We start from the raw sequence: 23,148 nt of genomic DNA, 5'->3' as shown, positions 1-23,148 counted from the left end.
TCCAGGGAGGGTGGCCGGCTGTTACAACCGCTCGCCACCGGTGGGCGGCTCCCCCACTCCCGGTGGCCGCCGTCACCACCGGCCCGGGTGCCGCTGTGTCGCGGCCCGCCACCGCCGGGGCGGACCGCAGTCGCCGTCGTGGTCGGCCGGGAGTGGGCAGCGGCGGCCGCCGTCGAGCAACCGGTCACACCACACCCAGTGCCGTACGGACTGGGCGTCCTCGGTCGACACGGTCGTGCCGGGCCGGTCCACGTCGGCCAGGAAGCCGAGCGCCCGGCAGATGGCCCGGGCGAAGCGGCGCGCCCCGTCCAGGTCGGTCGCGAGCACCGGCAGGTGCACGACGAACCGCTCCCGGGTCACCAGCCCGCTCCCGGCGTGAACCGGGACTGCCAGCTCCGCAGCGCCCGCTTGATCCGCACGTTCTCCTCGGCGGTCCGGGCCAGTTCACGGCGGGCCAGCGCCAGGTCACCGGCCACCCGGTAGAGAAAGGCGTGCACCTCCTCCGGGTCCAGCCCGCGCCGCACGGTACGGAAGTGCCGCTCCCGGACCTGGCCCGGGCTGAGCGGACGGCAGGATTCCGAGCGGTACCAGCCGCCGTTCGGCGGCCTGCTCGCGGCGCTCGGCCGCGATCGGAACAGGTCGAGCACGTTGCGCACCGACACCCTCCTCACCGGACCTGGAAGGCGGCCCGCCCGCAGATAGGGGACGCGGCCGGGCCGCCCGGCCCCGCGACCGCAGCCCAAGTCGGCGGTACGACCCCGGAGCCCACCTCTGGGTCCGAACTCCGAGGGTTTGCCGAACCAACCGGAGCCGGACATCGTGAGGCTACACAAAATGCTTGTGTAGGTCGACCCTCTGCTTGCGACGTGTCGACAGCTTGTTGCAGTTACTGATGTAAGTTCGGCATGATCGAGGACGCCGAACCAACCGGAGTCCTCACCATGCCCACAGCGGAACCGCCCTACCGAACGATCGCCAACGACCTCACCGCGAAGATCAAGAGTGGCGAGCTGAAGCCCGGCGACAAGCTGCCGTCGACCCGCGAGCTGGCCGAGGCCTACGGCGTCCACATGAACACCGCCTCGCGGGCCCTGTCGCTCCTGCACGACCGGGAACTGATCACCGGCCAGCCGGGGCGCGGCACCTACGTGGCCGAGCGGCCCGGACAGTAACCTCCTCGCCCCCTGTCGAGCTGATGTCGTAAACGACTCACACCGAACCGGGGCTGTCTTCCGAGACGTTCTCGACCCTGGATGTAGTGGCCTCCGCCAGCCTCGGCACCACTGCTTCCGGTTCGAACCGGACCGCGGAGACGAGCACGGGACCGGGCGGGCCCGCTTGAGTCGTTGGTGATGTCAGCTCGAAAGGCGCTGACGGAGACACCTTCCGCCAGCGCCCACCTCGCCCAACCGGAGCCGAGCCGGCGAGCGGCAGGGCGGCATCCGGTTGGTAGCGCCGTACCCGAGCACTTCCCGGCGGCGGGGATGGCCGCGCCGGCCCGAGCGTGCGCCGGCCGCCCACCGATGCCCGGCGAAAAACGCGACGTGGGGCGCCCGGACAGGTCCGAGGCACCCCACGTCGCAGGAGCGGCCGCGCCGGGCCCCGAGTCGCCCGGCGCGGACGCCGTCTAGCGGCCGGCGCGCGCGGCGACGGCGGTGTCCGGCTGGTCGGCGAAGGCGCCGTCCAGGCCGAGGCCGAAGAAGAGCTCGTACTCGGCGGTGATGTCGCCGCGGGCATTCGGGTCGGCGCCGATCCGGTAGTCGGCCGGCAGGAACTGGTTCTCGGCGCGGAACGTCCAGGCGTGCACCAGCAGCCTCTCCCGGTGCGCGTCCCGAATCACCGTGGTCGGGGCGAGGAGCTTGCCGGTGGCGTCCCGGGGCACGATCAGGTTCTTGTTCAGGCCGACGCCGTCGGCGTACCCGGCCACCCAGTGCAGGCCGGCGGCGGAGGCGAGGTCGGCGTAGCTGCGCGGGTCGCCCGCGGCGGTGAAGTCGTACGGCCGGCCGGCGGCGTCCATGAGCTGGATCAGCCGCACGTCGGTCATGCCGTCGAGCTTGCACAGGTTGGCGATCTCGAAGCTCTGGATGAAGACCGGGTCGTTGCGGTGGGTCAGCCCGTTCCGGCGCAGCACCTCGACCAGCGGCTCCTCCAGCGGCAGCCCGATCGAGGCGAAGTAGCTGGGGTGCTTGGTCTCCGGGTAGACGCCGATGGTCCGGCCCCGCGCCCTGGACTCGGCCTGGGCCAGGTCGATGACCTCCTGGAAGGTCGGGATCTCGAACTGCCCGTCGAACGCGGTGTTGGCCACCCGCACCTGGGGCAGCCGTTCCTTGGCCCGCAGCGTCTTCAGCTCGGCCAGGGTGAAGTCCTCGGTGAACCAGCCGGTCACCGGCGCCCCGTCGATGGTCCTGGTCGCCTTCCGGGCGGCGAACTCGGGGTGCGCGGCCACGTCCGTCGTACCGGAGATCTCGTTCTCGTGCCGGGCCACCAGCACGCCGTCCTTCGTCGAGACCAGATCCGGCTCGATGTAGTCGGCGCCCATCCGGATCGCCAACCGGTAGGCCGCCAGGGTGTGCTCCGGCCGGTAGCCGCTGGCGCCCCGGTGGCCGATCACGATGGGCCGGTGCGCCGCGGGCGACCGCTCGGCACGCGAATCCGGGTCGGCCTGGGCCGCCACGGTCGGCGCCACCACGGCCGCCGCAAGCAGCCCGCCGGCCACGCCGAGGGCGGAAAGGGTACGTCGCAACGCGGTCTCCTGTCATCGATGGGTACGCCCAGCAGACCGGCTGCGGTTGACCGGCAGTTGGTCGGTTCCTGACCTGCCGGTGAATCTCCGGACGGAAGATGACCTCGTGCGCCGCCTCCTCCGCAACCCCGTACGGCTGGTGCCGTTCGGGTTCCTGGCGGTGATCCTGCTCGGCACCGGCCTGCTGATGCTGCCCTGGGCCACCAGCGAGGCCTACTACACCCCGTTCGTCACCGCGCTCTTCACCTCCACCTCGGCCGTCTCGGTCACCGGCATGGCGATCAACGACACGCCGAACTACTGGAACGACTTCGGGCTGGCGATGATCACCGTGCTCACCCAGCTCGGCGGCCTGGGCATCCTGACCGTCGCCGCGTTGGTGATCCTGGTGGTGTCCCGGCAGCTCGGCCTGCGCAATCGACTGCTGGTGCAGGCGGAGACCGCCGAGTTCGGCGTCGGCGACGTCGGTCGGCTGCTGATCCGGATCGCCGCGACGGTCTTCGCCACCGAGGCGGTGATGACCGCCGTGATCGCCGGCCGGCTCTGGTGGGCCTACCACTACCCGCCGGAGCAGGCGCTCTGGTCCGCCACCTTCCACTCCATCCAGGCCTTCAACAACGCCGGCTTCGCCCTGTACTCCGACGGCCTGGTCGCCTTCTCCCGCGACCCGTGGGTGGCGCTGCCGCTGGGCCTGGGCGCGATCATCGGCGGCCTCGGCTTCCCGGCGCTCTTCGAGGCCGTGCGGGAGTGGCGTCGGCCGGCGGGCTGGGCGGTCGCCACCAAGCTGACCATCTGGGGCAGCCTCGTGCTGATCGCGTTCGGCTTCGGCTTCCTGCTGCTCGCTGAGTGGACCAATGCCGCGACCATCGGCACCTACGACGTCGCGGGAAAGGTGCTGGCCTCGTTCACCCAGATCGCCCTGAGCCGTACCGGTGGCTTCGACGTGATCAACATCGACCACCTCAGCGAGGAGAGCTATCCGCTGTTCATCGTGCTGATGTTCATCGGCGGCGGCAGTGCCAGCACCGCCGGTGGCATCAAGGTGTCCACGTTCTTCCTGCTCGCCTTCGTCATCTGGGCGGAGCTGCGCGGCGAGCCGGACGTGACGGTGGGCAGCCGGCGGGTCGCCACGGCCAGCCAGCGGCAGGCGCTGACGGTGGCGCTGCTCAGCGTGGCCCTGGTCGTCGGCGGCACGCTCGGGCTGATCCTGCTCACCCAGAACGTCCGCTACTACGCCGCGCTCTTCGAGGTCACCTCCGCGTTCAGCACCACCGGCCTCTCCACCGGCCTCGCCCAGCAACTCCCGGAGCCCGGCCAGTACGTGCTGACCGCGCTCATGTTCATCGGCCGGGTCGGGCCGCTCACCCTCGGGTCCGCAATCGCGTTGAACACCCGGCGACGCATGTACCGCTACCCGGAGGAGCAACCCATTGTCGGCTAGGAAGACGGACGACAGCAGCATTGCAGTGATCGGCCTCGGCCGGTTCGGCTCCCGCCTGGCCGGCTCGCTGCTGCATCTCGATCACGACGTGCTGGCCATCGACGGCAGTCAGGAGCGGGTTCAGCGCTGGGCGTCCCAGTTGGAGCGGGTGGTGCAGGCGGACTCCACCGAGGGGAACGCGCTCCGCCAGGTCGGCGTGGCGGATTTCCAGCGGGTGGTGGTGGCCATCGGCGCCTCCGTGGAGGCAAGCGTGCTGACCGTGCTGGCCCTGACCGAGCTGGGCATCCCGCAGATCTGGGCCCGGGCCACCTCGGAGAAGCATGCGAAGATCCTCGCTTCGGTGGGCGCGCACCACGTGATCTTTCCCGAGGCGGAGACCGCCGAGCGGGTGGCTCACCTGATCGTCAGCAGGATGCTGGACTTCATCGAGTTCGACGACGAGCTGGCCATCGCCAAGGTACGCGTACCGGAGGCGATGGTGGGGCGGCTGCTGCGCGAACTGGCCCCGGCGGACCGGTACGGAGTGATGGTGGTCGGCGCGAAGCTCCCCGGCGAACGGTTCCGCTACGCCGGCCCGGACACCGTGCTGCAACGCGGCAGCGTGCTCATCGTGGAGGGCAGCATCGGGCAGGTGCAGCGCTTCGCCTCGCTCGGCTGAACCAATCCCGGCCACGCCTCACTTCTTGCCCTTACCGCCGTGACCACCCCCCTTCGGCTGCTTCACCGACCTTTTCCCTTGCCGTCCTCCTTGCCCTTACGGGACTTCTCGGGTTTCGCCCGACTGCCGGAGCCGCTCGAACTGTGCGTGGCGCTCTTCGGCGTCGCGCTGGCCGCCGACGGCGGTGCGGTGGTCGGCGTCGACCCGGCCAGCCCGGAGACCTGCACGCCGCAGGTGCTGTCACCGACCTTGAACTCCACCGGCAGCGGGTTCACCCCGGTGTACCGGCCGGTCAGCGAGACCTTCCTCGACGCCCCCGGGGCCAGCGCGGGATCCGCCGCGGGCGCCAGGAGCTGCACGTTGCGCCCCTGCTGGAGGACCGTCGGCTCGGTCGTCGTCACCGTCTGCCGGCCCGGGAAGGCGAAGCTCATCGTCCAGTCGCGCAGCTCCCGGTCGCCGGTGTTGGTCAGGGTCAGCTCCGCCGTGAAGTCCTTGCCGGAGTCGCGGCGCAGCACGTAGTCGACCGCGCAGGAGATCGGCTGGGGCAGGGCGATCCGCGCCTCGGTCGGCTCGACCCCGCCGCTGGCCGAACTCTTCGCGGTCACCCCCCACAGGGCGGCGGTGACCGCGACCAGACCCGCGGCCGCCACCCCCGCCTCCACCCGGCGCCGACGGGCCGCCGCCTTCCGGGTACGGGTGCGGATGGCGGAGAAGGGCAGCGCGTCGGTCTCCGACGACCAGGGCAGGATGGTCGTCCCCGCGTTCTCCAGCAGCGCCGGGTCGAACCGGCCGAGCGCCGGGGAGACCGGCACGATCGCCGCGATCCCGGCCGCCTCGGCGAGCGCGCGGGCCACCTCGGCGGTCGCCGGCCGGTCCTCGGGACGCTTGGCCAGGCAGCGCCCGACCAGCTGCTGCACCTCGTCCGGGAGCCCGACCACCGGGGGCATCGGGTCCGGCTGGTTGTACATGTGCGCCCGGAGCATCTGGGTGGTGGTGCTGGCCTGCCAGGGCAGCCGGCCGGTGAGCATCCGGTAGAGCAGCAGGCCGACCGCGTACACATCGGTGGCCGGGGAGACCTGGCCGTTGTCCAGCCGCTCCGGCGCCAGGTACGCGGGCGTGCCGAGCAGCGTGCCGTCCGGGCCCTTCTCGCTCTCCCCGACCAGCGCCGAGATGCCGAAGTCGACGACCTTCACCCCGGTCGAGGTGAGCATGACGTTGTTCGGGGTGACGTCCCGGTGCACCACGCCCCGGGCGTGCGCGGCGGCCAGCGCCGACGCCACCTCCGCGCCGATCGTCACCGCCTCCCGCCAGGGCAGCTGCCCGCCGCGACCGAGCCGGCTGCTCAGCGGGCCGCCGTCCACCAGCTCCATCACCACGTACGGCACGGTCAGCCCGACCTGCACCGACTCGCCGTAGTCGTACACGTTCGTGATGTTGGGGTGGCAGAGCCGGGCGGCGGACTGCGCCTCGATCCGGATCCGGTGCCGGAACGCCTTGTCGCTGGCCAGCCGGGAGGCGAGCACCTTGACCGCCACCTGCCGGCCCAGCACCTCGTCGTAGCCGCGCCAGACCACCGACATGCCGCCCGCACCGAGCTGCTCGACCAGCCGGTATCGCTCACCCAGCAGCTGCGCGCCGCCCCGTTCCGCTGCACCCATGGTCGGTGCTGTTGCCCGGGGTGAGCGGTCGTACACCTGATGGGTCGGAATCGGTCAGAAAAGTCACCCGTTAGGCGGTCGCGAGGAGCTGGTCCACCGGGGCGTAATCGTCGGTCAGCACCATGGCGTCCCCGACGAACGCGGCCAGCTCGTCGCCCTGCAGCAGCACCGCCTGCTCCGGCAGGCCGCGCAGCCCGTCGGTCAGCCGGGCCAGCGGCAGCGGCGCGTCCGAGCCGACGATGAGGAAGTTGGCGCCGGACCGGCCGGCGATCGCCCCCGGCGGGGCGATCAGCGCGACGTTGCGGAACTCGGCCGCGACGGTGGCCAGCTCGGCCCGGATGAACCTGCCCGGCGGGTAGTCGATGACGTTCTGCACGTAGCTGCCGCCCGGGCGGAGCACCCGCCGGATGTCGGCGGCCATCTCCCGGGTCGCCAGGTGCCACGGCACGACCAGATGGCCGAAGGCGTCGCCGACGATGAAGTCCCGGCTGTCCGTCGGCTCGGCGCCGAGCAGCACCCGCGCATCGCCGATCTTCGCCGTCAGCTCCGGGCCGGTCCGCACGCCCAGCTCCCGCCGGTCCAGCTCGACCAGCTCGCCGTCGATCTCGAAGACCAGGCTGTCGGTGCCGGGTCGGGTGGCGGCGAGGTAGCGCGGAATGGTGAAGCCACCACCGCCGAGGTGCAGGGCGTCCAGCCGCTGCCCCTTCGGCGCGGCCTCGTCGGCCACCAGGCCGATCCACTGGGTGTACGCGTACTTCAGGCGGGTCGGCTCGGCCAGGTCGACGTACGAGTGCTCGGCGGAGTTGAGGAAGAGCGTCCGCCCCTGCGTCCACTGCTCGTCCACCTCGATGCGCGCGCAGTGGTAGGCCGTCTCGACGTCGCACGGATTCGGGGCGACCGCGGAGAGGCCGGCCCCGGCCAGGCCGAGCACCGCCAGGGCCGCCTTCGCCCGGCCCGGACCGGGCAGCCCGGCCCCCGCCCCCCGGCGCAGGTACGCCCCGAGCACCAGCCCGGTCACCCCGAGCACGGCGCCCAGCCCGAGCACGATCACCGTGCTGGGCAGCGCGGCCACCAGCACGAAACCGGTGACCAGGGTGGCGGTGATCCCGCCGAGGGTGCCGATGCCGGAGAGCCGCCCGACCACCTGGCCGGTCCGGCGCAGGTCCGCGAGCTGGAGCTTCACCACCAGCGGGGTCACCGCGGCGAGCAGCCCCGCGGGCACCAGCACGGCCAGCGCGGTCAGCAGGAGGATCCCGCTCGCCGCGCCGCCGCGCAGCACCTCACCGGCGTACCGGACGACGGGGAGGGTGACCGCGGTGGCGATGCCGGCCAGCACCAGGGCCGGGGCGAGCAGGGTGCGCGGGTCCCGCCGGTCGGCCAGCCACCCGCCCATCCACGCCCCGTACGCGATGGCGCCCAACGCCATGCCGATGACCGAGCTGGTCACCTGGAGGGTCACCCCGACGTACGGGCCGACCAGGCGGAGCGAGACGGTCTCCAGCACCAGCACTGCCCCGCTGGAGAGGAAGACCAGGAACGCGGCGAGCCCGTTCGGCAGGGCCCGTGGCGGGGTCGGCGCGGCGGGCGCGGACTCCACCGTGACGTCGGACGATGTGCTGCTCACCGTCGCGATGGTACGCAGCGTTCCCGGGCACCCGGCTCAGTACATCGAGATGTGAACATGGTTTGTGTGGTCGGCGGCGGGGCTGCCGCCCCCGCTGTACGCCCGCCAGCCGGTGTTCGGCATCCAGATCTGCCGATACCAGATGACGTACATGATGCCGAGGCGGTTGGCGTTGTTCTTGGCCCAGCTGGCCAGGCTGTCGCCGTACGCCTTGTCCCCGCCGGTGGCCGAGACGTTCTCGAAGCCGCCGCTGGCGGCGGCGAAGTCGCAGGCCCGCCCCTTGGGGTGCTCGCCGTCGCCGCCACTGCGGTAGCAGGACACGTAGCGCTTGTAGCCGGCCGCCTTGGCCTGCTCGAGCATGTGCAGGGTGCGCGGCGTGATGCAGCCGGAGGTGGTCGGGTCGTTTACCGAGCAGGACTCCGACGGCCAGGAACCGTCCGGGTTGCGCGGGGCCGGCCTGGCCGAGGCGGAGCCACCGCCGAAGCCGGAGCCGCTGCCGGAACTCACCTTCGCCAGCGCGACCTCGGCGTCCCGCTTCTTCTTCGCCAGGATGGCGAGCTGCTTCTGCTGCTCGCGGACCTCGCCGTCGAGGGCCAGCTTGGCCCGGGCCGCCTCGGCCTTCGCCTCGCTCAGGTCGTGCAGCCGCTTGCTGTCCCGCTGGGCCATCACGTCCAGCTCGGCGGCCCGCTTGAGGAAGGCGTTCGGGTCGGAGCTGGCCAGCAGCATCGACACCGGGGTCAGCCGACCCACCCGGTACGACTGCGCGGCCACCTCGCCCACCTGCGCGGTCAGCTCGACCAGGCGTACCTCGAGCTGCTTGAGCTGCGCGGTCAGCGCCACCTGCCGGCGCTTGGAGTTGTCGAGGCGGGCCTTGGCTTCGATGTGCCCCTTCGCCGCCGCTTCGAGAGCCGCCCGGAGCTGCTTGCTGCCACCCTCGTCGGGCGCGCTCGGGCTGGGCGCGGCGGCCGCCGGCGCGGCCGGGGCGAGACCCGCGCCGAGCAGCAGGGCCGTCGCGGTGAGCAGGGCGAGCAACGGCCGGCGGGCTCGCCGCCGGATCAGCCTGGTCCTGGGCACGAAGGCGTCCTTCCGTCGACCGCCGGCCCCCCGGACGAACTCTGCGCGGCGGCGGTTCCGCCGGCCCCGGACGGCGGCCTGCTGGCGAAACCGCCGGTCACGATACCGGACCACGCCCGTCGGACCGGGCCCCCGACCTCGGACGTCGCCGAATGTCGACGCAGTGTGCCGACGCGGTCGCTCCGGCGTGACGATCATGGCCGTCGCGGGCCCCGGGGAGAGCCGCCTCAGCCGTCGAGCAGCGCCGACCGGACCTCGTCCCAGATCTCGCCGCTGGCCGCCACCAGCAGGCCCCGGCCGTCGTCGCCCGGGCGGTAGTCGGTGCCGTCGAAGCGCCGGGCCACCCCGCCGGCCTCACGGACCAGCAGCGTGCCGGGGGCATGGTCCCAGGGCAGGGTGCGCCAGAAGAGAACGAACTGCTGGGCTCCGGTGAGCACGTCCAGGTACTCCCGGCCGGCGCAGTGCTGGCCGGGCAGCAGCTCGCCGATGCGCGCGCCGCCCTCCTCGGCGGTCCGCCGGGCGTCCGGCGGGAGGAACCGGGTCATCGCGGTGCCGCGCAGCGCGCCCAGCTCCGGCAGCGCGCGGGTGGCGGGTACCGGTGCGCCGTCCAGCCGGGTCCCGGCGCCGGCGCGGCCCACGGCCATCGTCCCGTCCAAGGGGTCGTAGACCCAGGAGGCGGCCGGCACACCGTCGGTCAGCAGCGCCACCATCAGGGCGAACGGGCGCCGGCCCGCGGCGAAGTTGGAGGTGCCGTCAACCGGGTCGACCAGCCAGACGTCACCGGTGCCGCGCAGGTGCCGCAGCAGGCCCGGATCCTCGGCGACGGATTCCTCGCCGACCACCACCGAGCCGGGGCGCAGCCGCCGCAGCCGCTCGGAGATGAACGCCTCGGCCTGTCGGTCGGCGACGGTGACCACCTCGCCGGGTGCCTTCTCCGAGATGTCCGCGTCGTCGAGCCGTCGGAACATCGGCACCACGATCTCGGCCGCGGCCTCCCGCAGCAGCGCGCCGACGTCGTCCAGCAGCCGGTCAGCCACGCGGGGGCAGCTTGACCACGCTGACGAAGAACTCGTCGATCTGGCGGACCACCGCGATGAAGCGCTCGAAGTCTACCGGCTTGGTCACGTAGGCGTTGGCGTGCAGCTGGTAGCTGCGCAGGATGTCCTCGTCGGCCTGGGAGGTGGTGAGCACCACGACCGGAATCCGGCAGAGCTGCTCGTCCTGCTTGATCTCCTCCAGCACCTCCCGGCCGTCCCGGCGGGGCAGGTTCAGGTCGAGCAGGATCAGGTCGGGGGTCACCGCGTCCCCGTACTGGCCCTCGCGCCGCAGGTAGGCGAGAGCCTCGGCGCCGTCGGAGACGACCGTGAGGCGGTTGCGGAGCTTGTGCTCCTCGAACGCCTCCTGGGTCATCAGCACGTCGCCCGGGTCGTCCTCGACCAGCAGCACCTCGATCGGGCTCTTGCCGTCCGCCGGTGCGGTCATCCCACCGTCTCCCTCATGCCACCCGTTGTCCCCCCGGCCGCCTCGGCCGGCGTGTCCCCGCCTTCCGCGCCGTCCGCCTGCCGGCCGACGGGCGCCGCCGTCAGGGTGCCATCCGCACCGTCGGCGGTCGACTCCGGCTCCCCGGTCGACTCCTCACCGGCCGCCGCCCGCGCCGCCTCGACGTCCTCGGGCAGCGCGGGGAGGGCGAACCGGATCGCGGTGCCCTCCTCGGTGTCGGTGTCCACCCAGACCCGGCCGCCGTGGTATTCCACGATCTTCTTGACGATCGCCAGGCCGATCCCGGTGCCCGGGTACGCGTCCTTGGAGTGCAGCCGCTGGAAGATCACGAAGATCTTGTCGGCGAACTCCGGCTCGATCCCGATGCCGTTGTCCTGGCAGGTGAACTCCCACTCGTCGTCGACCAGCCGGGCCGACACGTGCACCTTCGGCGGCACGTCCGGGCGGCGGAACTTGATCGAGTTGCTGACCAGGTTGGCCAGCAGGTTGGTGAGCAGCGGCTCCTCGCCGCGGATCACCGGCAGCTCGTCCCAGGTGAGTTCGGCGTCGGCGTACTGGCGGGCGGCCTCGGTCTGGGCCGCCACGTCGCCCATCACCTTGTTCAGGTCGACCTCGGTGAAGCCGGTGGTGAGCCGACCGATCCGGGAAAACGCGAGCAGGTCGTTGATCAGGCGTTGCATCCGCTGCGCGCCGTCCACGGCGAACGCGATGTACTGGTCGGCCCGCTCGTCGAGCTGGCCCGCGTAGCGCCGCTGGAGGAGCTGGCAGAAGCTGGCCACCTTGCGCAGCGGCTCCTGCAGGTCGTGCGAGGCGACATAGGCGAACTGCTCCAGGTCACGGTTGGACCGGGTGAGCTCCTCGGCCTGCTTCTGGAGCTGGCTGTTGACCCACTCGATCCGCTCCCGGGCCTCGCGGACCTCGTCCAGCTCCCGGGCGATCTTCTGCCGCATGACGTCGATGTCGTCGGCGAGCCGGCGGAACTCCGGCGGGCCGGAGCCCTCGATGTGGTGCCGGTAGTCGCCGGCGGCGACCTCCCGCACCTGGCCGACCAGCCCGGCCAGCGGCCGGATCAGGATCCGGTCCAGCGAGAGGAGCATCACCGCGCCGGCCACCGCGACCACCAGGGCCGCGATGATCAGCAGCACCACCAGCACATTGCTGGTGGTGCTCACCTCGTCCGCGGTCTGCTGCCGGACGACGAGGATCTCGTTCTGGAGGCCATCCACCGCGCTCCGGATGCCGTCGAACTGCTGCCGGGTCTGGTCGGTGATCAGCGCCCGGCCGGCGGCCGGCCCGGAGCGCTCAGTGGTGGTGATCACCGGCTCGGCGACGTTCGCCCGCCACTGCTCTGCCCGCTGCTCGACGACCGTCAGCGCACGCCGCACGTCCGGGTAGTCGGCGGCCAGCGCCTCCATCGAGGCGACGGTGTCCCGCTCCCGCTTCACCCCGTCCTGGTACGGGCCCAGGTCGTTGCGGTCGGCGTTCACCGCGTAGCCGCGGACGGCGGTCTCCTGGTCGAGCAGCGCGCTCATCAGTTGCTGCGCCTGGACCCGGAGCGGACCGGTCTTGATCAGCACCGCGTCGATGTTCTGCCGGTTCTGCGCCGCCACGGCCGCCTCCGCGGCGGCCAGCCCGAGCAGCAGCACCAACACCACGCTGAGCAGCGCGATGACCCGACGGCGCAGGGTCCAGCCCTGCTGGTAGGCCTTCACCGGCCACCGCCCCGGGTGATCAGCAGCATGGCCACGTCGTCGGCGAGCGGGCCGCCGTTGAGCTGCTCGGCCCGGCCGACCAGCCACGCGGGCAGTTCGGCCAGGGGCACCGCCCGGTTGGCGGGGTCGGCGAGCAGGTCGGTGAGCCCGGACACGTCCAGCCGATCGTCTCCGGCGCCCACCCGACCCTCGATGAGGCCGTCGGTGTACATCAGCAGGGACCAGTCATCGGTGTCGAACTCCAGGTCGAAGGCCACGGGCCGGCGCGGTCGTACGCCGAGCAGCAGGCCGCCCCGGGCCGGCACCGGGGTGACCTTGCCCCCGCTGAGCAGCAGCGGCGGCGGATGGCCGGCGAGTCTCACCGTGGCGCGGTTGGCCGCCAGGTCGAGCCGGATGGTGGCGACCGTGGCGAAGATCTCCTGGAGCCGGCGCTCGCTCATCAGCACCTGCTCCAGGGCGGGGAGCACCTCCTCGTCCGGCACGCCGGCGAGGATCAGGGCCCGCCAGGCCACCCGGAGCTCGACGCCGAGGGCGGCCTCGTCGACGCCGTGGCCGCAGACGTCCCCGATGATCATCTCGATCCGGTCCGGCCGGGTCTGCACCACGTCGTAGAAGTCGCCGCCGATCAGCGCGGCGTGCCGGCCGGGGCGGTAGAAGGTGTGCACCGAGACCTGGTCGGTGGTCATCAACGGCTGCGGCAGCAGGCCCCGCTCCAGGCGGGCGGACTCGGCCTGGCGCAGCTCCACCTCGCGCAGCCGGCGGGCGTTCTCGTCGGCCCGCTTGCGCTCCACGGCGTAGCGCAGGGCCCGGGTCAGCAGCACCCCGTCGACCTGGCCCTTGACCAGGTAGTCCTGGGCGCCCTCGGCGACCGCGACGATGCCGAGGTGCTCGTCGGAGCGGCCGGTGAGCACGCAGACCGCGGCGCCGCTCGCCATCTCCAGCACCCGGCGCAGCCCGTCCAGCCCCTGCGCGTCGGGCAGGCCGAGGTCGAGCAGGACGCAGTCGACCCCCATCACCCGCTGCCGGGCCTCGCTGAGGCTGGTGGCGACCAGCAGGTCGATCATGGAATTGGTCTCGGCGAGCAGCTCGCCGACCAGGAAGGCGTCGCCCTCGTCGTCCTCGACCAGCAGGACCCGCAGCCGCTCACCCGGCGGCAGGCTGGCGTGGCGCCCGACGCCGGCCTGCGGCACGACGGCGGACCCGGGCAGGCCGGGCCCCCGGTGCGGCCGGGTCACCGCCGCGAGACGCGGGAGTTCGCTGGTGATGTCGGGCTCCTTCCGAGTGCCCTGCTGATCCTGTATCAGACAACGGTCGCACACAACACGACGGAAGTCGGCGCGGGCGGGGCGGGCACGGCCCACCCAGCGGGAAGCGTCCGGGCAGACCAATGATGTTACGCCGCGACCCGGGTCGGGCACGGAGCGCGCCGACCGGCCGGGGAGTGCCGTCGCAGGTCGCCGGGGTGCAGGATGATCCCCACCCCGACCCATCCCCGAGGAGTTCCCGTGGGCGTACCCCCCACCCGCCCCGCCGACCGGGCGCTGGCCCGGCCCCGCCGGCGACCGCTCGCCGCGGTCGCGGCGCTCGTCGCGCTGCTCGCCGTCGGCGCGGGCGTCCTGGTCGACCTGGCCACCCCGGCGCCACGCCCGGCCGACGCGCCGGCGAGCGAGTTCAGCGCCGCGCGGGCCTACCAGAACGTCAAGGTCATCGCCGCGCGGCCGCACGTGGCCGGTAGCGCCGCCAACGACCAGGTCCGGGAGCACGTCGTGGGCGTGCTGCGCGGGCTGGGCCTGGAGACCGAGGTGCAGGACACGGTCGCCCCCGAGGCGGGGCAGCTCAGCGGGGCGGCCGGCGGGGCCACGCTGGCCCGGGTCCGCAACGTGGTGGCCCGGCTGCCCGGCACCGACCCGACCGGCCGGGTCTTCCTGGTGGCCCACTACGACTCGGTGCAGTCCGGGCCGGGCGGCAACGACGACGCCGCCGGCACGTCCAGCATCCTCGAGGTGGCCCGGGCGCTGACCGCCGGCCCGCGCCCCCGCAACGACATCGTCTTCGTGCTCACCGACGCGGAGGAGGCCTGCCTCTGCGGGGCGTCCGGGTTCGCGGCCAGCCATCCGCTGGCCGCCGACGGCGGCGTGGTGCTCAACCTGGAGGCGCGCGGCTCCACCGGCCCGGTGATCATGTTCGAGACGTCCCGGAACAACGCGAAGCTGGTGGACGTCTTCGGCCGGGCGGCACCGCACCCGGTGGGCACCTCGTTCGCCGTGGAGATCTACCGGGCGCTGCCCAACGACACCGACTTCACCGCGTTCCTGGACCACGACTTCGTCGGACTGAACTCGGCGTACATCGACGGGGGCGCGGTCTACCACACGCCGCTGGACACCCCGGCCGCGATGGACCGGGGCAGCCTGCAGATGCACGGCGACAACGCGCTCGGCGTGGCCCGCGAGTTCGGCCGGACCGACCTGCGGGAGCTGCGCGCCGACCACGACGCCACCTACTTCCCGGTGCCGGGCGGCCTGATCCGCTACCCCGGCTGGCTGACCCTGCCGCTGGCGCTCGCCGCCCTGGTCGCGGTCGGGGTGCTCGGCTGGCTGCTGCGCCGGCGCGGCCGCGCCGGCGCCGGCCGGCTCGCCGCCGGCGTCGGGCTGGCCCTGATCCCGATCGTCGCCGCCCCGCTGGCCGCGTGGCTGCTCTGGGCCGCGATCACCACCATCCGACCGGGGTACGCCGAGCTGCTCGACCCGTACCGGCCGGTCTGGTACCGGCTGGCCGTGGTGGCGCTGGCCGCCGCCGTCGTGTCCACCTGGTACGCGCTGACCCGCCGCTGGGCCGGCCCGGCCGCGCTGGCCTTCGGCGGGCTGCTCTGGCTGGCCCTGTTCGGGGTGCTGCTCGCCGTGCTGGTGCCCGGCGGGGCGTACCTGGCCACGCTGCCCGCCCTGGCCGGCGCGCTCGCCGGCCTGCTGGCCCTGGCCACCCGGCGGGACGGCCCCTGGCCGGTGGTGGCGGTGACCCTGGCCGCCGCGGTGGCCGTGGTGATCCTGCTGCCGACCGTGGTGCTGCTCTTCCCCGCGCTCGGCATGGCCATGGGCGGCGTGGCCGCGCTCTTCGCGGTGCTGCTCGGCCTGGCCGCGCTGCCGGTGGTCGACCTGCTGCACCCGCAGGCCGGCGGCCAGCGCGGCCTGGGGGCGCTGCGGGCCCGCCGGCTGGGCGCGCTGCCGGCCGGCGCCGCCGCGCTCGCCGCCCTGGTGCTCGCCGGGGTCGGCCTGGCCGTGGACCGCTTCGACGCCGCGCACCCGGTGCCGACCCACCTGATGTACGCGCTCGACGCCGGCACCGGGCAGGCCCGGTGGCTCAGCCACGAGGACGCCCCGCAGCCCTGGACCGACGGCTACGTCGACAAGCCGGTCGACGTCGCCGACGAGTTCCCCGGCCTCGGCGACGGCGAACTGCGGGCCGGCCCGGCCGCAGCGGCCAACCTGCCGGCCCCGAAGCTGGAGACGCTCTCCGACACCCGCACCGGCGACCAGCGGGTGCTGCGGCTGCGGGTGGTGCCGCAGCGGCCGGTCCGGCTGCTCTCCCTGCACGTGGACACGACCACCGCCACCGTTCGCTCGGCGACGGTGGCCGGGCGGGACGTGCCGGTCAAGGCCCGCGACGGCCGGTGGGGCTTCGGGATCGTCTTCCATGCCCCGCCACCGGAGGGCGTCGAGGTGACCCTGACCCTGGTGCCGAAGGCCGGACAGGTGAACCTGCGCGCCATGGACGCCAGCGACGGGCTGACCGGCCTGCCCGGGTTCCGGGCGCGGCCCACCGACGTCGGGGTGGTCGGCTCGCACAGCTCGGAGATGCTGGCGGTGGCCCGGACCTACCCGCTCTGACCGGCGGTGGCCCCCGGGTGGTCCCGGGGGCCACCGGCACCGCTCCGGCTCCGCGACCTGGGGCCGGTCGACCGCCCGCGCATCGCATCGCCGACCACCACCCCGGCCAGCACCAGCACGACAAAGGCGGTGACCAGCACCGGGGGCCAGCGGCCCAGCCACGGCATCGCGGCCACGAGGACCAGCAGCCAGACCACCCGGTGCCACGGCATCGTGCCGAGGATCCGGTAGGTGAACACGGTGCGCCCGAGCAGGAAGAGCGCCGGCCCGCCCAGGATCAGCCCGATCCAGCGCGCCGGAGTGTCGCCGGTGGGCCGCTCGACGACCAGGTCGAAACCGGCGGCGATGCCGACCACGCCGGACAGCATGGCCAGGTGCGTGTACGGGGCCAGCCGGGTCGCCCGCCGGAGCACTCGCGGGGCGGTCGTCCGCGCGATCTCACCGGCCCCCAGGACGTAGATCTGCCAGAGCAGCAGCATGGTGGCGAAGGCGGCCAGGAAGGCGATCGACCGGGCGCCGGTGAAGTCGGCGCGGCTGATCTCCAGGGTCGGCACCAGGATGACGTCGCCGAGCGCCAGGATGACGAACTGCTGGTACCGCTCACCCAGATGCGCGGTCGTCCGCTCGTACTGCATGTTCGGGACCCGACCGAGCCGGGGCGTGGGATAGCGGACCGCGGCCGAGACGTAGTCGATCGTCACGGCGACGGTCCAGACCGTCCAGCGCACGGCGTCCGGCAGCAACGCCCCACCGATCCAGAACACGCCGGAGACCAGGAACCAGAAGAAGAAGCGCGCGGCCCGCTCCTCGGCCTGGTGCCGGCGCAGGTGCAGCACGCTCACCAGCACCACGCCCCGGAAGAGGTGCGGGACGACGTAGCCGACAGCGAAGACCAGCGGGTGGGCGTCGGCGGCCAGCGAGGCCGCCGTCACCACCGCACCGAGCATGGTGACCATCAGGATCGCCTGGATCGGCCGCTGGTCGGGGTCGTAGAAGTCGGTGGTGGTCGAGGTGATCGACCAGGTCCACCAGACCGCCATCAGCATGAGCACGACCGGCGCGATACCGGGCCACGACCCACGGTCGGCGAGCTGCATCGAGATCAACGCCAGGGCGGCCACGAAGACGACGTCGAAGAGCAGCTCCAGCAGGGTCGCCCGGGTCGACCCGCTCGGCCGGCGCACCAGCTCGCCGCTGCCCCCGGTCGTCATGCCCGGCCTCCCGCCCGTGGCGCCGCACCCCCGAGGATTATCGGTGCCCGGTGCCGCGCCGCGCCTACTTCCAGCGGAAGTGGACGAAGAGGCGGCCGAAGTTCTTCGAGTCCTTCTCGACCCGGTGGTAGAGCTGCTTGACGTCCTTCTGGTCGAGGAAGCGCAGCACCTTCTTCTTGAGCTGGCCCGAGCCCTTGCCGGGGATGATCTCCACCAGGGTGGCCTTCTTCGCCACCGCCTCGTTCATGATGTCGCGCAGGGCGCGGTCGATCTCATAGCCCCTGTTGTAGATGTCGTGGAGATCGAGCTTGAGCTTCACTCGCCCATCCTAGATACGACCAAGGGCAGCCCGTCCGGGCTGCCCTTCGACACGAACCGCGTCAGCGACCGCCGACCTTGCCCTCCACCCGGCGCAGCGCCGCCGTGTAGTCGGTGTTGGTGGAGTGCATGGCCGCCGCGATGCGCAGGTGCCGCAGCGCGTCGGCGGGCCGGTTCAGCCGCTCCAGGGTCCGACCCAGCACGTGGTGCGCGTAGTGGTCGCTCGGGTCCCGGTCGACCAGCTCGCGCAGTTGCTCCTCGGCCCGGTTGAGCTGGGCCGACTGGAAGTACGCCCGGGCCAGCAGCTGCCGGACCGAGGAGTTGCCGGGCTCGGCCTCGATGATCGGCTCGAGCAGCCGGGCCGCTCCGGTCGGGTCGCCCGCTTCGAAGTACATGGTCGCCCGCCGGTAGTCCGCCAGAAGATCCACTTGACCCACCCCCTCGTGTCGCGCCGCCCTCTTGTCCGACGCTGACACAACACCAGCCGTACCGCGAGTGTTCCTCGGGTGGAAGTTGCGCCTCAGGGGGTCGGGTCGTACCGGTCGCCCACCAGCTCCCAGGCCCGGACACCGCCCACGATTCCGGCCGTGTTCGGGACGACCACGACGTCATCGCCCATCCGGGCCAGTTGTTCCGGCCGGATCAGCCGCGAGTTGCCCCCGCCCAGATAGAGCCGGTCCCAGCGGAAGACCGGCCGGAGCCCGTCCACCACCTGCCGGATCCGTCGCGACCAGAAGGCGTCGCCCAGCCGCCGGCGTTCCGGCTCCCCGACGTACGTGTCGTAGGTGGTGTTCCAGCGCACCGGGGCGTGCGACAGCTCCAGGTGCGGGGCGAGCATCCCGCCGTCGAAGAGCGCGCTGCCCAGCCCGGTGCCGAGGGTCAGCACCAGCTCGCAGCCGGTCCCGGCGACCACGCCCGCGCCGTGCACCTCGGCGTCGTTGAGCACCAGCGCCGGGACGCCGAACGCCTCGGCCAGCGCGGTCCGCGCGTCGTAGCCGGACCACTCGGCGACCAGCCCCGGGTCGACCTTGCTACGCGGGCCGGAGCGGGTCACGTAGTGCGGGGTGGCCACCACCACGCCGTGCCGGATCATGCCGGGCATCCCGACGGTGAGCCGGTCCGCCGCCGGCAGTTGGCCGGCCAGGTCCAGCAGGGTCTTCACGAAGAGCGCGGGCGGCAGCGGGTACGGCGTGGGAACGCGCAGCGGGCGGGCCCGCATCGTCCCCGCGGCGTCCAGCACGGAGGCCTTGATCCCGCCGCCCCCGCAGTCGATCGCCAGAGTGGTCACCACGGGAGTGAGTGTCCCTCACCTCTGTTTCCCCCGGAGGCCCGGTTAACCGATCGGCTCCGGGCCGCCGTCTCGGTAGGCTCGATCTCCTCATGAGCGCCACATTGATCGCCAAGGACCTCACCGCCGGCCACGCCGACCGGCTGCTCTTCGCCGACCTGGACCTGGTCGTCGCCCCCGGGGACGTCATCGGGCTGGTCGGGGTGAACGGCGCCGGCAAGTCGACGCTGCTGCGTACGCTCGCCGGGCTGCAGCCGCTGGAGCAGGGCTCGGTGGCTTTGAACCCGCCCACCGCCACCGTCGGCTACCTGCCGCAGGAGCCGGAGCGCCGGCCCGGCGAGACGGTCCGCGACTTCCTGGCCCGACGCACCGGGGTGGCCGCGGCGCAGGCCGCGCTCGACGCCGCCACCGAGGCGCTCACCGCCGGGGCCGAGGGCGCCGACGACGCGTACGCCGGGGCGTTGGAGCGCTGGCTCGACCTGGGCGGCGCGGACCTGGACGAGCGCGCCGAGCAGGTCGCCGCCGAGCTCGGGCTGACCGTCGACCTGGACCACCCGACGACCGCTCTCTCCGGCGGCCAGGCGGCCCGGGCCGGGCTGGCTTCCCTGCTGCTCAGCCGCTACGACGTCTTCCTGCTCGACGAGCCCACCAACGACCTGGACCTGGCCGGGCTGGACCGGCTGGAACGGTTCGTCACCGGGCTGCGCGCCGGGACGGTGCTGGTCAGCCACGACCGCGAGTTCCTGACCCGGACGGTGACCCGGGTGCTGGAACTGGACCTGCATCAGCAGCAGGTGCGGCACTACGGCGGCGGCTACGCGGCGTACCTGGAGGAGCGGGAGGTGGCCCGCCGGCACGCCCGCGAGGAGTACGAGGAGTACGCCGAAACCCGGTCCGACCTGGAGGCGCGGGCCCGGACGCAGCGGGCCTGGATGGAGAAGGGCGTGCGCAACGCCCGCCGCAAGGCCACCGACCCGGACAAGCACGTGAAGTACTTCCGGGGGCAGACCTCGGAGAAGCAGGCGGCGAAGGCCCGGCAGACCGAGCGGCTGATCGAGCGGCTGGAGGTGGTCGAGGAGCCCCGCAAGGAGTGGGAGCTGCGGATGGAGATCGCCGCCGCGCCCCGCGCCGGCGCTGTCGTGGCCGCGCTCCGCGGCGCCGTCGTACGCCGGGGCGGCTTCACCCTCGGCCCGGTGGACCTCCAGATCGACTGGGCCGACCGGGTGGCGATCACCGGGGCGAACGGCTCCGGCAAGAGCACCCTGCTCGCCGCGCTGCTCGGCCGGCTGCCGCTGAACGAGGGGCACGCCTCGCTCGGCCCGGGCGTGGTGGTCGGCGAGGTCGACCAGGCCCGGGGCCTGTTCCTCGGCGACCAGCCCCTGGTGGACGCCTTCGGCGCCGCCGTACCGGAGCTGGCGCCGGCCGACGTGCGGACGCTGCTGGCCAAGTTCGGCCTGCGGGCGGACCACGTGCTGCGGCCGGCGGCGACCCTCTCCCCGGGTGAGCGGACCCGGGCCGCGCTGGCCCTGCTCCAGGGGCGGGGAGTGAACCTGCTGGTGCTGGACGAGCCGACCAACCACCTGGACCTGGCGGCCATCGAGCAGCTGGAGTCGGCCCTGGCGACGTACCCCGGCACGCTGCTGCTGGTGACCCACGACCGGCGGATGCTGGACGCGGTGAGCGTCAACCGGCGGCTGCGGGTGGCGGCCGGACGGGTCGTCGAGGACTGATCCGTGCCGACCCGGTCGCGCGGGGTGACAATGACCCCATGCTCAAGTGGGAGTACGCGCTGCTGGTCCGTCGCCGCCAGGCGGCCACCACCGACATCGGGTGGGAGGTCGTGTTCATCTGGTACGGCCCGGACGGCTCCATGATCGACGTCACGCCGTACGGCGACACCGCGCTGGCCCACCTGAACCGGGCCGGTGACCAGGGCTGGGAGCTGGTCGCGATGAGCGAGGACCCGTCCCTCCCGGGCAACAACGAGCTGCACCGCTACCACCTCAAGCGGCCGAAGTCCGCCGCCCCACCGCCGCGTCAACGGATGCGCGGCGCCGGCCGCGCCACCCGCCGCACGATCGCCGGCTGACCCGGCGCCCCGCCGTGCCGGGGCGACAGGCCCGCGTCCGGGCGTGTCGGACGCGGCAGGCATACCGGGCGACGATGCGGGTATCGGGCCGCCCGGAGGTGGGCGCATGGTGGCGATGGGGCAATCGGCGCTCTCGGGCGAGCGGCTGCGGGAGATCGACGGCTTCCTCGCCGAGGCGTGGGCCGACCTGACCCGGCACGACGACCGGCTGGGTGGGCTGACCGTCGAGGTGCGCTTCGACCGGGGGGTGGCCCACCTCGACGGCGCGGTCGCCGACCCGGCCGAGCTGCGGCTGGTCCGGGACCTGGTGGGTCGTCTCGCCGGGGTGCTCGGCGTCTGGAGCCGGGTGGCGGTCGACGGCCGGGCGCCGGTGGTGGTGGACCTGGGCTGCGGGGCGACCAAGCAGTGGCCGGGCAACCTGGGGCTGGACATCTACCCGGCGCCCGGGGTGAACGCGGTGGCCGACCTTTCCGGCTCGCTGCCCCTCGCCGACGACTCGGTGGACGTCTTCTTCGCGGTGCACATCATGGAGCACCTGATCGACTTCCTGCCGCTGTTCGACGAGTGCCACCGCGCGCTGCGGCCCGGCGGCGTGCTGCACGTGATGAGCCCCTGGTGGCGGCACGTGAACGCGGTGGCCGACCCGACCCACGTCCGGCTGCTGGACGTGCAGACCTTCAAGGGCATCTGCGGTCAGCGGCCGCCCGGCACCCCGCGCTGGTACCCGCTGCACGTCGGCTGCGACGGCGCCTCCGTCTTCGCCGATCTCACCCCGCTGCCACCGGACGCCCCACCCCCGCCCAGCACCCACCTGGCCCGCTTCTTCGACTGACTCCCCCGGCCCCCGCTCACCCGGGCAGGGTGGGGGCGGACTCGCGCAGGGCGAGGCGGTGCGGGGCCACGAGTTCGCGGGGCGGGGCGGTGCGGTCGCCGGTGACGCGGGCGGCGAGCAGGTCCACCGCGAGGCGGGCGATGCGCTCCTTGTCCGGGGCGACCGTGGTCAGCGTGGGGATGGAGAACCGACCGTCCTCGATGTCGTCGAACCCGGCCACGGCGACGTCCTCGGGCACCCGCAGCCCGGCCTCGTGCAGGGCGCGCAGCGCGCCGAGGGCGAGCGTGTCGTTGAAGCAGAAGACCGCGTCGGGGCGTACGTCGGTGGAGAGCAGGTGCCGCATGGCGGCCGCGCCGTCCGCGCGGTGCCAGGCGGACGCGGGCGCCACCAGGCGCTCGTCGTAGCCGATGCCGGCGTCGGCCAGGGCGGCGGTGTAGCCGGCCAGGCGGAGCCGTGCGCTGGCCCCCTCCGGGGTGCGCTGCGAGCCGATCGCGGCGATCCGCCGGCGGCCGAGCCCGAGCAGGTGGGCGGTGACCTCCCGGGCGGCGGCGACGTTGTCGACCACCACGTGGTCGGCGGGGCCGTGGTCGACCCGCTCGCCGAGCAGCACCATGGGCATGCCGTCGAGGCCGGCGAGGTCGTCGGCGGCGAGGGCCAGCGGGCTGAAGATCAACCCGTCGATCATGTGGTCGCCGATCCCGCTGGCGGCCTTGCGTTCCTGTTCCGGGCCGCCGCCGGTCTGGTCGATCAGGACCGTCCAGCCGTGCTCGGCCGCGGCCGTCACCACGTGCCGGGCCAGCTCGGCGAAGTAGGGGATGTCCAACTCCGGCACGGCCAGGGCGATCACCCCGGTGCGGCCCTTGCGCAGGTTACGCGCGGACAGGTTGGGCCGGTAGTTCAGCTCGGCGATGGCCTCTTCGACCCGGGCCCGGGTGTCCGCGCGCACGTGCTGGTAGCCGTTCACCACGTTGGAGACGGTCTTCACCGACACGCCGGCCCGTTCCGCGACGTCCTTGAGCCTGTGCCGCACTGCGCTTCCTTCCCGGGGTCTGCTGGGGCGCACTCTACCGCGTCACGACGACGTAACGACCTCTTTACATCGTTGCTTACAACGTT

Annotated in this window: 21 protein-coding genes and 1 pseudogene; 7 read left to right on the top strand and 15 right to left on the bottom strand. The window is 73.2% G+C overall.

Features of this window, described 5'->3' with window-relative positions:
- Positions 1-72: 72 nt before the first annotated feature.
- Both Q2K19_RS14255 and Q2K19_RS14250 read right to left on the bottom strand, forming a co-directional pair.
- A complete protein-coding gene (locus tag Q2K19_RS14255) occupies positions 73-360 on the bottom strand; it encodes a hypothetical protein (protein ID WP_302771367.1) in 288 nt (95 codons plus the stop codon).
- The gene (locus tag Q2K19_RS14250; RefSeq protein ID WP_302771366.1) at positions 357-656 is read right to left on the bottom strand and encodes a DivIVA domain-containing protein; all 300 of its coding nucleotides are present in this window, start codon (positions 654-656) and stop codon (positions 357-359) included. The genes Q2K19_RS14255 and Q2K19_RS14250 overlap by 4 nt, the downstream gene beginning before the upstream one ends.
- Positions 657-941: 285 nt before the next feature.
- On the opposite strand from Q2K19_RS14250, the gene Q2K19_RS14245 reads away from it, so the two are divergent.
- Entirely contained in the window at positions 942-1,172 is a 231-nt protein-coding gene (locus tag Q2K19_RS14245; RefSeq protein ID WP_302771365.1) for a GntR family transcriptional regulator, read from the top strand.
- Between the two features lie 455 nt (positions 1,173-1,627).
- Here Q2K19_RS14245 and Q2K19_RS14240 read toward each other — a convergent pair whose 3' ends face one another.
- Positions 1,628-2,743: a glycerophosphodiester phosphodiesterase gene (locus Q2K19_RS14240; protein WP_302771364.1), complete on the bottom strand. Its 1,116-nt coding sequence runs from the start codon at positions 2,741-2,743 to the stop codon at positions 1,628-1,630.
- 106 nt (positions 2,744-2,849) lie between these two features.
- Between Q2K19_RS14240 and Q2K19_RS14235 the strand changes: the two genes are divergently transcribed.
- Positions 2,850-4,184 (top strand): TrkH family potassium uptake protein, encoded by a 1,335-nt coding sequence (locus tag Q2K19_RS14235; protein WP_302771363.1) that lies wholly within the window; start codon positions 2,850-2,852, stop codon positions 4,182-4,184.
- Positions 4,174-4,842, top strand: coding sequence for a potassium channel family protein (locus tag Q2K19_RS14230; protein WP_302771362.1), 669 nt, complete (start codon positions 4,174-4,176; stop codon positions 4,840-4,842). Before Q2K19_RS14235 ends, Q2K19_RS14230 begins: the two co-directional genes overlap by 11 nt.
- 62 nt (positions 4,843-4,904) lie before the next feature.
- Here the strand turns inward: Q2K19_RS14230 and Q2K19_RS14225 are convergent, their stop codons facing one another.
- From Q2K19_RS14225 to Q2K19_RS14195, 7 genes are all read right to left on the bottom strand, one after another.
- On the bottom strand, positions 4,905-6,500 hold the full coding sequence (locus Q2K19_RS14225; protein ID WP_302771360.1) for a serine/threonine-protein kinase: 1,596 nt from the start codon (positions 6,498-6,500) through the stop codon (positions 4,905-4,907).
- A 70-nt stretch (positions 6,501-6,570) separates the two neighbouring features.
- On the bottom strand, positions 6,571-8,124 hold the full coding sequence (locus Q2K19_RS14220; protein ID WP_302771358.1) for a fused MFS/spermidine synthase: 1,554 nt from the start codon (positions 8,122-8,124) through the stop codon (positions 6,571-6,573).
- Positions 8,125-8,160: 36 nt separating this feature from the next.
- The gene (locus Q2K19_RS14215; protein ID WP_446839659.1) at positions 8,161-9,198 is read right to left on the bottom strand and encodes a coiled-coil domain-containing protein; all 1,038 of its coding nucleotides are present in this window, start codon (positions 9,196-9,198) and stop codon (positions 8,161-8,163) included.
- 227 nt (positions 9,199-9,425) lie between these two features.
- Positions 9,426-10,235, bottom strand: coding sequence for an inositol monophosphatase family protein (locus tag Q2K19_RS14210; RefSeq protein WP_302771357.1), 810 nt, complete (start codon positions 10,233-10,235; stop codon positions 9,426-9,428).
- A complete protein-coding gene (locus Q2K19_RS14205; RefSeq protein WP_302771355.1) occupies positions 10,228-10,680 on the bottom strand; it encodes a response regulator in 453 nt (150 codons plus the stop codon). The genes Q2K19_RS14210 and Q2K19_RS14205 overlap by 8 nt, the downstream gene beginning before the upstream one ends.
- A complete protein-coding gene (locus Q2K19_RS14200; RefSeq protein WP_302771353.1) occupies positions 10,677-12,410 on the bottom strand; it encodes a sensor histidine kinase in 1,734 nt (577 codons plus the stop codon). Before Q2K19_RS14200 ends, Q2K19_RS14205 begins: the two co-directional genes overlap by 4 nt.
- Positions 12,407-13,645: a PP2C family protein-serine/threonine phosphatase gene (locus Q2K19_RS14195; RefSeq protein ID WP_446839660.1), complete on the bottom strand. Its 1,239-nt coding sequence runs from the start codon at positions 13,643-13,645 to the stop codon at positions 12,407-12,409. The genes Q2K19_RS14200 and Q2K19_RS14195 overlap by 4 nt, the downstream gene beginning before the upstream one ends.
- Before the next feature lie 270 nt (positions 13,646-13,915).
- Here Q2K19_RS14195 and Q2K19_RS14190 point away from each other — a divergent pair, with 270 nt between their 5' ends.
- Positions 13,916-16,294 (top strand): M28 family peptidase, encoded by a 2,379-nt coding sequence (locus Q2K19_RS14190; RefSeq protein ID WP_302771352.1) that lies wholly within the window; start codon positions 13,916-13,918, stop codon positions 16,292-16,294.
- Here Q2K19_RS14190 and Q2K19_RS14185 read toward each other — a convergent pair.
- The 4 genes from Q2K19_RS14185 to Q2K19_RS14170 all read right to left on the bottom strand — a co-directional run bounded on the left by Q2K19_RS14185 (position 16,282) and on the right by Q2K19_RS14170 (position 19,114).
- Positions 16,282-17,505 (bottom strand): low temperature requirement protein A, encoded by a 1,224-nt coding sequence (locus Q2K19_RS14185; protein WP_302771350.1) that lies wholly within the window; start codon positions 17,503-17,505, stop codon positions 16,282-16,284. The genes Q2K19_RS14190 and Q2K19_RS14185 overlap by 13 nt on opposite strands.
- Positions 17,506-17,569: 64 nt before the next feature.
- The gene (locus Q2K19_RS14180; RefSeq protein WP_123240206.1) at positions 17,570-17,824 is read right to left on the bottom strand and encodes a Smr/MutS family protein; all 255 of its coding nucleotides are present in this window, start codon (positions 17,822-17,824) and stop codon (positions 17,570-17,572) included.
- A gap of 61 nt (positions 17,825-17,885) precedes the next feature.
- Positions 17,886-18,251: a tetratricopeptide repeat protein gene (locus Q2K19_RS14175; protein ID WP_302771346.1), complete on the bottom strand. Its 366-nt coding sequence runs from the start codon at positions 18,249-18,251 to the stop codon at positions 17,886-17,888.
- 92 nt (positions 18,252-18,343) lie between these two features.
- The gene (locus Q2K19_RS14170) at positions 18,344-19,114 is read right to left on the bottom strand and encodes an ROK family protein (RefSeq protein ID WP_302771344.1); all 771 of its coding nucleotides are present in this window, start codon (positions 19,112-19,114) and stop codon (positions 18,344-18,346) included.
- A gap of 89 nt (positions 19,115-19,203) precedes the next feature.
- Between Q2K19_RS14170 and Q2K19_RS14165 the strand changes: the two genes are divergently transcribed.
- The 3 genes and pseudogenes from Q2K19_RS14165 (at position 19,204) to Q2K19_RS14155 (ending at position 22,032) form a co-directional block, all read left to right on the top strand.
- Positions 19,204-20,841, top strand: a complete 1,638-nt coding sequence (locus Q2K19_RS14165; protein WP_302771343.1) for an ABC-F family ATP-binding cassette domain-containing protein — start codon at positions 19,204-19,206, stop codon at positions 20,839-20,841.
- 38 nt (positions 20,842-20,879) lie between these two features.
- A pseudogene (locus Q2K19_RS14160) lies at positions 20,880-21,131 on the top strand (hypothetical protein); the annotation flags it as partial.
- A gap of 175 nt (positions 21,132-21,306) precedes the next feature.
- On the top strand, positions 21,307-22,032 hold the full coding sequence (locus tag Q2K19_RS14155) for a methyltransferase domain-containing protein (protein WP_302771340.1): 726 nt from the start codon (positions 21,307-21,309) through the stop codon (positions 22,030-22,032).
- Positions 22,033-22,048: 16 nt separating this feature from the next.
- On the opposite strand, the gene Q2K19_RS14150 is transcribed toward Q2K19_RS14155, so the two are convergent.
- Positions 22,049-23,062: a LacI family DNA-binding transcriptional regulator gene (locus tag Q2K19_RS14150; RefSeq protein WP_302771338.1), complete on the bottom strand. Its 1,014-nt coding sequence runs from the start codon at positions 23,060-23,062 to the stop codon at positions 22,049-22,051.
- Positions 23,063-23,148 lie beyond the last annotated feature (86 nt).

It is taken from the genome of Micromonospora sp. NBRC 110009 (genome assembly GCF_030518795.1).
Classification (GTDB): domain Bacteria; phylum Actinomycetota; class Actinomycetes; order Mycobacteriales; family Micromonosporaceae; genus Micromonospora.
This window is presented reverse-complemented; position numbering and strand designations above follow the sequence as displayed.